This window comes from Yoonia sp., assembly GCF_046498525.1.
Taxonomy (GTDB): Bacteria; Pseudomonadota; Alphaproteobacteria; order Rhodobacterales; family Rhodobacteraceae; genus Yoonia.
Window position 1 is genome coordinate 1 of sequence record NZ_JAWOAN010000104.1, and the last position, 7,162, is coordinate 7,162.

Sequence of the window (7,162 nt, forward strand, 5' to 3'; positions counted from 1 at the left end):
GTCGTACGCGACTTGGAACCTGAAGTTGTTTATTTGGTTTGGTGGTCATAGCGTGAGCAAAACACCCGATCCCATCCCGAACTCGGCAGTTAAGTGCCACAGCGCTGATGGTACTGCGTCTTAAGACGTGGGAGAGTAAGTCACTGCCAAACCTAATAAGCAACTTCAGAGTATCTCTCTAACGATGCACCTCATACACTCAGAGGTGCGCCATTGGCGCGGGATGGAGCAGCCCGGTAGCTCGTCAGGCTCATAACCTGAAGGTCGTAGGTTCAAATCCTACTCCCGCAACCAACTTCTAACCTCTGCAACTTCCTTTTGAACTTCGCGTGCCTCACCTTAAGAGGCTTCGCTGAATGGCAGCTTCAATCGCTTAGCTGACCACCCCACCCCACCAAATGTTGCACGAACTGACATGCAAACGCAATAAAGTTTGACAGACGCCATTATTTTACTCCACGTTTTCAAGTGTGACTGTAAACTCAAAAACCTTACTTCAAAGACCAATTTACACCCCATATTCCACGCGAATGATCCTTGCCTACCGCTACGGGTCGCTGGCGTTTGTTGGTGGAGGTCTGGTTTGGGCATTGGTTTTTGCGGCGATCGGCTGGTGGTGGGTTGTGGCGTTGGACTTCGTCATTATCGCCAGCGGGATCGCAATCTATCTGTTGATCCGACGCGGCCATTTCACTTTTGGACTACTGGCAGCCCAGGCCACCCTGGCGGTGATAGCCATTGCCATGGGAGTGCTTCTCGATGTCCCAACCGAGGATGCGCCACGCGTCAGTCATCTCTACCTTCTGGTCGTGGCTGCCCTTGGTTATCTCAACCACCAGAGGGAAAAGTCACACGCACAATTGGTCTTGATCGTACTGTGCCTGCTGGCTTTTGTCGTGCTTGCAAGTGCTCGGTTGGCGACACCTTTCATCGTTCCGATGCCCGATACGTTGCGGAGCGCCGGCACCTGGGCCAATGCGGCTCTGGCTACCGTCATGCTTGCCGCCTGCATCCATGCCATGCACGCCGAGTTTGTCCGCAATGACAAGTTTAGCCGCGACCTTGTTGCCGCCTTGTGGAATGACGAGTTTCAACTCGTCTTCCAACCGCAGGTCAATTTGGGCCGCTCGACGATCGGCGCGGAAGCGCTGTTGCGCTGGAACAGTCAGCAATGGGGAGCCGTCTCTCCGACCGAATTCATTCCGAAGGCGGAAGAGCTTGGCCTCATGGACACTATCGGGGCCTGGGTGCTTGAAAAGGGCTGCGGCACCTTGGCCGAATGGCGCAAGAAGCCCGATTTCCGGAATTTGACTCTGTCGATAAATGTCAGCGCCAGCCAACTTAACGATGATGATTTCGAAGTTACTGTGCACGACATCTTGGAAAAGACCGGCGCTGACCCGCAGTTTCTGATCCTCGAGTTGACCGAAAGCGTTTTGGTGAATGATATGGAGGTAGTCATCGCCAAGCTGAATAGGCTGCGCGAAATCGGAATAGGAATCTCGCTGGATGATTTCGGGACGGGGTATTCGTCTTTAACCTATCTGCGCCGGTTACCAATTCAACAGATCAAAATAGACCGCGGCTTCGTGCAGGATGCTGCTTTCACGTCGCGCAGCGCCTCGCTCGTCAAGAATATCATTCAGATAGGCCGCGACCTCGGCCACGAGGTCTTGGCCGAGGGTGTGGAAACGATGGAACAGCATGACTTAATGGCTTCTGCCGGCTGCGAAAAGTTTCAAGGCTATCTGTATGGCAAGCCCATGGAATTGCGCGCCTTTCAGCAGCGCATCGAGATCGAGACAGACGAACCTTCTTGATGACTGTATCTGTCAGGAGTAGGCGCGATGGGGTAGATCTATCCGGCGAGGCTTTGCTGGTGATTGAGGCGCGACGGCATGTGGACTTCTCTGACCGCATGGAAACTCAGCCGTTTGATGAGGGTGGCGACATCGGCCTGGTCGGGACTGAGACGGTCCAGAGCTTCGGCTACGGTGATAAGCTACCCTTGCTGGTCTCGTCCATCAGCCGCTGCACGCCCGGAGGCTGCATGCTGGCACCGGACACGGCCATGTCGGAAAACACCTCGGCAACCGTTCAGCCATCGCGGGTGGCGCGTTTGCGGCAGATGCGTAACTGATCCCCGATCGAGGCTTCACCCTGCATCTGGGATGAGAACCGCGCGTCGATGGCGACTCTGGTCATGATCGTCCTTTTTTCAGCCGTTTGATCAGCGACTGATAATCCCGACCGGCGTCAATCGTCTGGGCGTGGATATAATGGCGCTCGGTGGTCCCGAACCCTGAATGTGTCAGGACCGGTCGGATCAATAGCGGACTTTCTGGCGATATGCGCGCTAGCGTGGCGGCGGCGGCATCTTGGCTATTTTACCTCTGCCCTTGCCATTGTCGCTATGACCTTGAGCGCTGCAGTCGTGCCGCTGTCAATGGGCTCGGCAGGTTCGGTGTGTTGCGACCCGTTGTCCAGAGCGGTTGCAAAGTGGCCAGATACCAGCATTGCCCCTACCAGCACCGCAAGTGCCGCACGCAAAGGTCCGACACGTCGTTTCCGGGTGCGGATCGATGGTGTCACGGTGCCTAGACCTTTGTCTTCGGATTGAACGCAAACCCCAAGTGACACGACTACAGCTTGGGCCGTCACCCGGACTTGGCAGTGATGTGGGTGCTGCAAGATCCGAAAAGCGGGCTTTTCGGACAGCAATTGGGCGGGCAGGGCGAAGGTTGCTGTCTCACCAAGCGACCAGCTCCCAAGCTGCGCGTGGGGAATGACAAGTTGATCGGAATCAGGACGGGTTTCAAAGTCAGAATACGGGTCGGCCGGCTCTTGCGGGTCGATGATCAGTTGGAGTGTGCCGTCGTCAGGGTGCAGCCGGGCGTTCAGCCAAAGACTTTCAGGGCCGTCTGTCGCTGTGGACGGGGCCGCAAGGGACTGATCGCCCAAATATAATTCTGTCCGGTTGGCGGAAGCCACCGTTTCGGATTTTTCCGAAGCCACACACGCGCCTACGCGTTTTGAGAGTGACGCGCTTGACCGGCTTGCCTTCATCATGCCGGTCACCGGATCGGAGGCCAGACCTTCATCGAAGGCGAAGCGAAAGTTGATTGCGTAATCGGTTGCGATTTCAGAGAGATCGGGACGTTCAGCGACTATGGTCAGAAGTTGCTGCGCCTCTGAAAACTTGACTTTGCGGGTGCGATAACCGTCTACTTGTGGTGCGACGTAGAGCTCTTGTTGCCCGGATCCGTAGAGCCCGGCAAAGCGGCCCAGTGTGCGTGTGACCTCGCTTTGGTGATGAATGGCAAGATGGCATGTGCCGTCCGGTCTGAGGCAGACGGCAATCTGCATTTCTGCGGGCCAGTCTGGCAGGACGCCGATGACAGCCTCGTCTTCAAAAAAGTAGATCAGGGCCTCTGCGCTATCCATGGCTTCATCCTGCTTTTTGAAGAAAAATACATGAACACCATCTTTTATACTTGATTAGATGTCAATAACAGCAAACATAGAAAGCGATCCGAAGAGGGCGGGCGGAGCCCGCATAACCTAGGCTGATATGCGATGATGATACTTGTAGGGCTTGCTATGGTCTTTGGGCTGGTGTTCGGCGGCTTCATGCTGTCGGGCGGCAAGATGGACATCGTCCTGTACGCTCTTCCATTCGAGGGGATGATGATCGGTGGAGCGTCGCTTGGCGCGTTCGTCGTCGCCAATTCTTCGACTGTGCTTCGCGCTTCACTGCGGGGGCTGGTGAAGGTCATGAAGGGGCCCAAATTCAAGGCTGTGCACTACGAAGAATTGCTGAGCCTGATGTATGAGCTGGCGCGTCTTTACAAGACCAAGGGCATCATCGCGATGGATGAGCATGTGGAAAAGCCCAGTGAAAGCAGCATATTCCAAAGATATCCTGCGATTTTGAATGATCACTTCGCGACCGAACTGATCACTGACAGCTTTCGGATGCTGTCGATGCAGTTTGACGACAAGTACCAGACGGAAGACGTCATCAACCGTAAGATCAAGAAGCATCACAAGGAAACACTCGCGTCAGCCGCGGCAATTGACACGATGGCGGATGGCTTGCCCGCGATCGGGATCGTGGCAGCGGTTCTGGGGGTGATCAAGACCATGTCGTCCATCGACAAACCGCCCGAGATCTTGGGTATGATGATTGGCGGCGCTTTGGTCGGGACCTTTCTGGGCGTTTTTCTTGCCTACTGTGTGGTGCAGCCCATCGCCGGTCGATTGAGGCAGGTCGAGGATGAGGATGGTGCTTTCTACCTGATCATCCGTGATATCTTTGTTGCTGTCGTTGCCAATCACCCGCCAAACATCTGTGTCGAAATCGGGCGTGGCAACATTCCAAGCAGCAAGCAGCCCGATTTTTACCGTGTTGAGGCCGCTCAGAAAGAGTTGGCCGCGGTATGACGGACCGCGCTTTTTCATCATTCTTAGCGATTGCGGTTGCGATGAATCTGGGTGCAACGACCGCCCTCGATGCCGCCGACGTGGCAGAGCCTGTGGATGACGTGGCTGCACAACCTCTCGGGCCGCCCATGGTCTCGTTTCCCATCACTGCCGCCGAAAGCCATGGTGCCTTTCCCGTCGAAATCCTGATGCAGATGCGGGCGGCACTGGTGGCACGCGCGCCCAAGCCCGAATCGCCTGTGGTCGAGATGGACGACGATGACTGACCGCATCCGGACCCTCGCGGTTCTTGAGAAGTTGCGCCGTAACGATATGGAGTCGGAAGTACGCGAACTTGCCGCGCTTCGCGCCCACATTCAGCGTTTACGGGATAACCGATCCAATCTTCTGAATCGTCTGCGGACAGAGGCCCGGATCATAACGCTGGAGGCCGCCCCATACGTTGGGTCCTACATTCGGTCCGTTCGCGGTGAGATTGCGCAAATAGACCTTGCCCTGAGCAAGGCGCTGCCGCGGGCCGATGTCCTTGAGGCGGCGATGGCGGAATGCTTTTGCGAGGTCAAAACGCTCTCGCTGGCGCTGGAGCGGGCGACGACACAGGCCAGACAGGACAGTGACCGGCTTGCCTCTGCGGAAGCCGACGAACTTGCTTTGCTGCGTTGGAGGCCAGTCTGAAGGTTGAGAGACCTCGTTTGAATGGAACTGTTCAGCCGTTTGCATGTTTGACACGTCAAGTATACTTGACATATTCCCGAAGTTGCAAGAATTATCCTTTTCTGATGATGAACAGTTGACTTCCCGTGTGGGCTATGCAATTTTTTGTGGCAATCGTCGAAGAATTCGATGTTCTGATGATGAACCGGTGCCGCATTAAGCATGAGCATTGATGGTTCGTTGTCGGTGGGCATTTCAGAAGTAAGGCGAATCCGATGACTACATCCAATGACAACAACACGGATATTCTCGCAGCGGTTGCCGCTGCATACGCAGCACGTGTCGACGTTTCGGCAGACGATATCGTGTCACTCGTCGCCAAGCTTCGCCAGGAATTCGGCGACGCCAAGACAACTGTCGAATCTCCGACACAGCCAGAGGTTCAGTCCTCCGGTTTCGCCGAACCTGCACTCCCCATTGACAAAGCCGTCACGCATGACAAGGTGTTCTGCCTTTGCTGCGGCAAGGGCTTCAAGATGCTCAAGCGGCATTTGGGGGCAGAGCACAACCTGACCGAAGCAGCCTACCGCGCCAAGTTCGGACTGCCGGAAGACATGCCACTGGTCGCGCCAAGCTATTCCGCCCGCAAGGCCAGCTATGCCAAAAAGGTCGGGTTTGGAAAATACGATCGGCTCGACCCGCAGTCGAGCCGGGCCGGCATCGAAGAAGACCAAAAGACTTACTGAATCAGCACCCGCATCGTTTGTGGCCACACGCCAGTGCCCTGTCGGGCGCTGTTGCGATACAAAAGGCGTAGCTGAATGTCAGACCAGCAAATCATTGTTATCAAGAAAAGCGACGAACATGATGATCACGGTCATCACGGCGGTGGTTGGAAAGTGGCCTACGCCGACTTCATGACGGCGATGATGGCCTTCTTTCTGCTGATGTGGATCATTTCGACCTCGGATGAAGAAAAGCTCGAAGGTCTGGCCGAATACTTCACACCGGCGGATATGAGTGATGTCCTCGGAGGAAAAGGGGTCCTTGATGGCCAGGTCTTTGGTCCCGACGGGGTCTACAGTGGTATTGATGGTGACAGTTTTCAACTTGAGCCACCCAGCTTCGGGCAAGACGAACCAATTTCACCTCCCGACGACAGAGGGGACGACATTCGCCAAGCTGAGCTGCTTGGGTCGGAGGGTGAAGAGGATGGTCAGTTCAACGAAGCGGCCACTGCGGATCAGGAACAGTCAGCGCTTCGCGCGGAAAAGCTTGATGGTGTCGCGAAAGAGATCGAGTCGGCCGTCGCGGTCAACGCCGCCCTGGTCGAATTGGATTTCAATCTTCGCGTCGACACGACGCCGGATGGTTTGCTGGTGCAGATCCTGGATCAGGAAGAGCGTCCGATGTTTGCCTTGGGAAGCGCGCGCATCGATGGCGCCATACAGGATCTGCTGAACATTATCGGAATGTCTGTGGCAGATTTACCCTATCCGCTTGTCATAACGGGACATACTGACGCAGTCCCGTTCGCGACACGTGCGAATTACGGGAACTGGGAACTGTCGGCTGACCGTGCAAACGCAGCAAGACGCGCTCTTGTGTCCACGGGCGTCGCACCCGAACGAATCGCGCGCGTCTCGGGGGTTGCGGATACCGTTCCTCGAAACACGGAGGTGCCGACAGCCGCAGAGAACCGGCGTCTCACTATCCTCTTGCACTACCCCGAGGTTGCAGGGCTACGCGAAATGCCTGCGGAGATTGAGGGATTCGCCGGAAACATTCCCCAGCGTTAGGGCGCCGCGTCAACAGCCGCCCGAGGAATTGCCGGCTCTGCGCATTGATTCCTGCGAGGCATCACGTGCAAAACCGGCAAACGACGCTGGGATGGCGCTCGGAAAAAGTGGAGATGAAGGAATCGATGGTACGATCAGAGAAGACCGGCTCGGACTCGACGTGATCTACATCCAGGCAAAGAAGTGGGAAGGTGCGGTTGGTCGTCCGGAAATACAAAAATTCGCTGGTGCTCTGATGGGGAAGTTCGCGAAGAAGGGCGTGTTTC

8 protein-coding genes, 1 tRNA gene and 1 rRNA gene are annotated in these 7,162 nt (G+C 55.9%); 9 read left to right on the forward strand and 1 reads right to left on the reverse strand.

Going from position 1 to position 7,162, the window contains the following annotated elements; genetic code table 11:
- Positions 1-37 precede the first annotated feature (37 nt).
- The 3 genes from rrf (at position 38) to R6T97_RS07485 (ending at position 1,820) form a co-directional block, all read left to right on the forward strand.
- A 5S ribosomal RNA gene (gene rrf / locus R6T97_RS07475) occupies positions 38-152 on the forward strand.
- A gap of 65 nt (positions 153-217) precedes the next feature.
- Positions 218-294, forward strand: a tRNA-Met gene (locus R6T97_RS07480).
- 236 nt (positions 295-530) lie between these two features.
- Complete coding sequence (locus R6T97_RS07485; protein ID WP_410348665.1) at positions 531-1,820, forward strand: EAL domain-containing protein; 1,290 nt, start codon at positions 531-533, stop codon at positions 1,818-1,820.
- A gap of 562 nt (positions 1,821-2,382) precedes the next feature.
- On the opposite strand, the gene R6T97_RS07490 is transcribed toward R6T97_RS07485, so the two are convergent.
- The gene (locus R6T97_RS07490) at positions 2,383-3,444 is read right to left on the reverse strand and encodes a hypothetical protein (RefSeq protein ID WP_410348666.1); all 1,062 of its coding nucleotides are present in this window, start codon (positions 3,442-3,444) and stop codon (positions 2,383-2,385) included.
- Between the two features lie 132 nt (positions 3,445-3,576).
- Here R6T97_RS07490 and motA point away from each other — a divergent pair, with 132 nt between their 5' ends.
- The 6 genes from motA to R6T97_RS07520 all read left to right on the forward strand — a co-directional run.
- Positions 3,577-4,443 (forward strand): flagellar motor stator protein MotA, encoded by an 867-nt coding sequence (gene motA, locus R6T97_RS07495; RefSeq protein ID WP_410348667.1) that lies wholly within the window; start codon positions 3,577-3,579, stop codon positions 4,441-4,443.
- On the forward strand, positions 4,440-4,709 hold the full coding sequence (locus R6T97_RS07500; protein WP_410348668.1) for a hypothetical protein: 270 nt from the start codon (positions 4,440-4,442) through the stop codon (positions 4,707-4,709). The genes motA and R6T97_RS07500 overlap by 4 nt, the downstream gene beginning before the upstream one ends.
- Positions 4,702-5,118, forward strand: coding sequence for a flagellar export protein FliJ (locus R6T97_RS07505; protein WP_410348669.1), 417 nt, complete (start codon positions 4,702-4,704; stop codon positions 5,116-5,118). Before R6T97_RS07500 ends, R6T97_RS07505 begins: the two co-directional genes overlap by 8 nt.
- A 254-nt stretch (positions 5,119-5,372) precedes the next feature.
- Entirely contained in the window at positions 5,373-5,843 is a 471-nt protein-coding gene (locus tag R6T97_RS07510) for a MucR family transcriptional regulator (RefSeq protein ID WP_410348670.1), read from the forward strand.
- A gap of 75 nt (positions 5,844-5,918) precedes the next feature.
- Positions 5,919-6,896: a flagellar motor protein MotB gene (locus R6T97_RS07515; RefSeq protein ID WP_410348671.1), complete on the forward strand. Its 978-nt coding sequence runs from the start codon at positions 5,919-5,921 to the stop codon at positions 6,894-6,896.
- A 91-nt stretch (positions 6,897-6,987) separates the two neighbouring features.
- Positions 6,988-7,162 (forward strand): restriction endonuclease (locus tag R6T97_RS07520; RefSeq protein ID WP_410348672.1); only part of this gene is annotated, 175 nt, incomplete at its 3' end.

What these genes read in the sequence shown, in the direction of transcription:
- motA (WP_410348667.1), top strand. Translation starts at nt 3,577, where the DNA reads ATGATGATACTTGTAGGGCTTGCTATGGTCTTTGGGCTGGTGTTCGGC.
- R6T97_RS07500 (WP_410348668.1), top strand. Translation starts at nt 4,440, where the DNA reads ATGACGGACCGCGCTTTTTCATCATTCTTAGCGATTGCGGTTGCGATG.
- R6T97_RS07485 (WP_410348665.1), top strand. Translation starts at nt 531, where the DNA reads ATGATCCTTGCCTACCGCTACGGGTCGCTGGCGTTTGTTGGTGGAGGT.
- R6T97_RS07510 (WP_410348670.1), top strand. Translation starts at nt 5,373, where the DNA reads ATGACTACATCCAATGACAACAACACGGATATTCTCGCAGCGGTTGCC.
- R6T97_RS07515 (WP_410348671.1), top strand. Translation starts at nt 5,919, where the DNA reads ATGTCAGACCAGCAAATCATTGTTATCAAGAAAAGCGACGAACATGAT.
- R6T97_RS07490 (WP_410348666.1), bottom strand. Translation starts at nt 3,444, where the DNA reads ATGGATAGCGCAGAGGCCCTGATCTACTTTTTTGAAGACGAGGCTGTC.
- R6T97_RS07505 (WP_410348669.1), top strand. Translation starts at nt 4,702, where the DNA reads ATGACTGACCGCATCCGGACCCTCGCGGTTCTTGAGAAGTTGCGCCGT.